We start from the raw sequence: 3090 nt of genomic DNA on the forward strand, positions 1-3090 counted from the left end.
CCGTGTGCCATTTTTGTGTAGGGCGTCAGCAGGAAGAAGGTCAGGACCGATCCGAGGTGGATGGCCAGCAGTGCGGGCATCAGAGGCGTTGATCCGAGGGCATAGAGAACCAGCCCGCTGAGCCCCACAAACCCGAGCAACAGGATGAAGCCGATATCCCCGCCCCAGGCCGACGGATCGCCGAGGTCTCGGTCTGACTTTTGCTTGAGCAGCGCCATCGCACCACATCCCACTGTCAGCAGCAGCCCCCCGGAAATCCCGAACAGTTTCGGCAACGACCAAAACCCGTAAGGCGCGTGCATTCCGAAGACATAGTGCATGATCGTCGCGACCGAGGTCGACGCGAAGCACAGCAGGAAGCCATACATGATGGCGTGGTGGATGTGGCGTCGGCCCTGACTGAACCGGTCTTCGTCCTCGAAGTTACAGCCTTCGCCATGGCCTGCGGCCAGATCCTGCATCTTGCCCGCACGTTTGAGCGCAACCGTCAGATCAGACATCTGGATCGGTTTGCCGCCAACCTCGGCCCAATAGCGCCTCAGGCTGAAGGCGATACTGAACAGAGGCAGCAGGAATGCAGGCGCAAAGATCGCGACCATCGCGTTGTGGGACAGGACGGCATAAAATCCTTCGCCTCCGCTGGAACCGATGGCGCGGGTCGCCCAGAACAACAGGGCAAATCCGATCACCAACGCCAGGGCGATGGCCCCGCCATGGGTGTGGAACCGGCGTGCCAGCGGCTGCGGCCATGCCAAGCTCTCCCAACTGTCCCGCCGCACCTCGGCCAGCGCCTTGGGCAGGTTCAGGTCGAACGCGTGCGGGGCGGTGTACTGACAGGCGTAGTAACAGCCCCGGCAGTTGTGGCACAGGTTGGCCAATTGCGTGATGTCCCCATCCGAGAACGCGCGCTCTGCGTGCAGCGACGGGAAGACCGAGCAATAGCCCTCGCAATAGCGGCAGGCGTTGCATATCTCGGCCTGGCGGCGGGCTTCCTGAATAAGATCAGTTTGCATAAGCGGCGGCCTCTCGTCCTGCGATGCGTCCAAAAACAGTTCCGATGGTCATGCCAAAGCCCGCCAGATAGCCTTGCCCAAGGATCGACCCGGCCATCGTTTCCCCGGCCGCCCACAGGTTTTTGATCTTACCGCTGGGCGTCGAGCACTGGGCCGTCTCGTCAACCTTCAACCCAAGATAGGTAAAGGTCACACCGGTCCGCAGCGAGTAGCCGTAAAACGGCGGTTCGGTAATTGGGCGCGCCCAGTTGGTCTTGGGCGGGATCAGTCCCGAGGTCGCCACCCCGTCCAGTTCGGTCGGGTGAAACCCGCTGGTGTCACCGCAGGCGGCGTTGAATGCGCTGACGGTTGCTTTCAATTTCTCTGCGGGCAGGTCCATCATCCCGGCCAATTCATCCAACGTGTCCGCCTTTAGCGGCGGGAACACGGACGGCATGAACAGGTTCAGCGACTTGGCGTCGATGATGGCATATCCCACCTGATCCGGCTGCGCCGCCACCAAACGGCCCCAGATCGCGTAGCGTTTGGGCCAGACGTCTTCGCCCTCGTCATAGAACCGCTCGGCATGTTTGTTCACGACGATGGAAAACGGAACGCAGTCCAGACGGGTGACGATGCCGCCGTCGAATTTCGGCGCGCGCCCGTCAATGGCGACAGCGTGGCATTGGGTCGGGTCACCGACGCTTTCTACGCCTTGATCCAGCAGATCAGACAGGACCACGCCTCGGTTGTACGGCGTTCCCCGGATCAGAAAGTTCTTCGCAGGCTCACCCCAAGCGCGGGTAAGCCAATCTGTGTCGGCCTGAAAGCCGCCGGAGGCAACGATGAGCGCCTTCGGTGTGATCCGATGAGACTGGCCTTCATAGGTGTAATCGACCCACTCGATCTGGTCGCTGTTCAGTTCCAGATGCGTCACAGCGGCCTCATACAGCACATCAACACCCAGCCCCGCCGCCGTCCGGTAATAGGCATTCACCAGAGATTTGCCGCCCCCCATGAAAAACGCATTGGTCCGTGCCAATGACAATGTGCCGGAAAGCGACGGCTGAAACCGAACCCCATGTTCTTGCATCCACGGCAGGCATTCTTCCGACGTTCGGATCGCGAGGCGGGCCAGATGTTCATCGGTTTTGCCGCCGGTGACTTTCAGCAGATCCGAGAGGTATTCGTCTTCGCCATACGCCTCGACGAGCGGGCCCAACGGGCCCGAATGCATACAGCGAAAGTTGCGCGTATGGCGCGAGTTTCCGCCGCGATAAGGTTTTGGCGCCGTCTCAAGGATCAGAACGCGCGCGCCTGCCTCAGCCGCAGTCATCGCGGCGCAGAGGGCTGCGTTCCCACCGCCAATCACAGCGATATCGTAAGCTTCCTTTGGGGTGGCCATATCCTGTCTACCTACTGGCTTTCGTCGATTGAGCGGTCGCGGTCCTGCAACGCGCGGATGCGCATCCGTTGTGCCGCCTGGATATGCGCGCGCATCTCTGTCTCGGCCGCTGCGCCATCGCGGGCCTTCAAAGCCGCCATGATGCGCCGATGCTCGGCCACTGCGGCCTCGGCGCGGTCGCTATCCAGCAATTGCGAGGGCCCCAGGATCAACAGCGCCTTTTGCAAGGAGAGCATGGATTTTGCCAGAAACCGGTTCTTGGCCGCATCCAGAAGTGTTGCGTGAAAGACCTTGTTGATTAGGACCGCATCGGGGCCAGTACCCGCCTCGGCCAACCGGTCGTTCAAAAGGTCCAGTTCATCCAATTCGACATCCGATGCCGCGCGGGCTGCCAGACGGGCCGCTGTCCCTTCAAGCACCGCGCGCATCTCATAGAGTTCCATGACCTCGGCGTAATCCAGACTGCGCACGGTGGCACCTTGCCGTGGCACATGGGTGACCAGCCCGTCGGCCTCCAACTGCCTTATCGCCTCGCGTACCGGGGTACGGCTGACGCCCAACCGTTCCGAGAGCTCAATCTCGCGCAGCCGGTCGCCGGGCAGAAGAGTGCCCTCGCGAATCTCGTCCAGCAGGCGCTGATACGCAGAATTGCCTTGTGGGCCAGGTTGTAACGGAGCGTCTTGAAAGGTCATC

General features: G+C 61.4%; 3 protein-coding genes. All 3 read right to left on the reverse strand.

From position 1 onward, the window contains the following. Positions 1–1013, reverse strand: a 1013-nt coding sequence (tcuB, locus tag ACR0LW_RS21165) for a tricarballylate utilization 4Fe-4S protein TcuB (RefSeq protein WP_480884402.1), incomplete at its 3' end; no start/stop codon positions are given. Next, entirely contained in the window at positions 1003–2397 is a 1395-nt protein-coding gene (gene tcuA / locus ACR0LW_RS21170) for an FAD-dependent tricarballylate dehydrogenase TcuA (protein ID WP_480884404.1), read from the reverse strand. The genes tcuB and tcuA, both read right to left, overlap by 11 nt. Positions 2398–2408: 11 nt before the next feature. After that, on the reverse strand, positions 2409–3089 hold the full coding sequence (locus tag ACR0LW_RS21175; RefSeq protein WP_480884406.1) for a GntR family transcriptional regulator: 681 nt from the start codon (positions 3087–3089) through the stop codon (positions 2409–2411). Position 3090 lies beyond the last annotated feature (1 nt).

The sequence above is a fragment of the Ruegeria sp. N4 genome (assembly GCF_056531425.1).

Excerpts from the sequence above, each read along its gene's own strand:
- tcuA (WP_480884404.1), bottom strand. The coding sequence starts at position 2,397 with ATGGCCACCCCAAAGGAAGCTTACGATATCGCTGTGATTGGCGGTGGG.
- ACR0LW_RS21175 (WP_480884406.1), bottom strand. The coding sequence starts at position 3,089 with ATGACCTTTCAAGACGCTCCGTTACAACCTGGCCCACAAGGCAATTCT.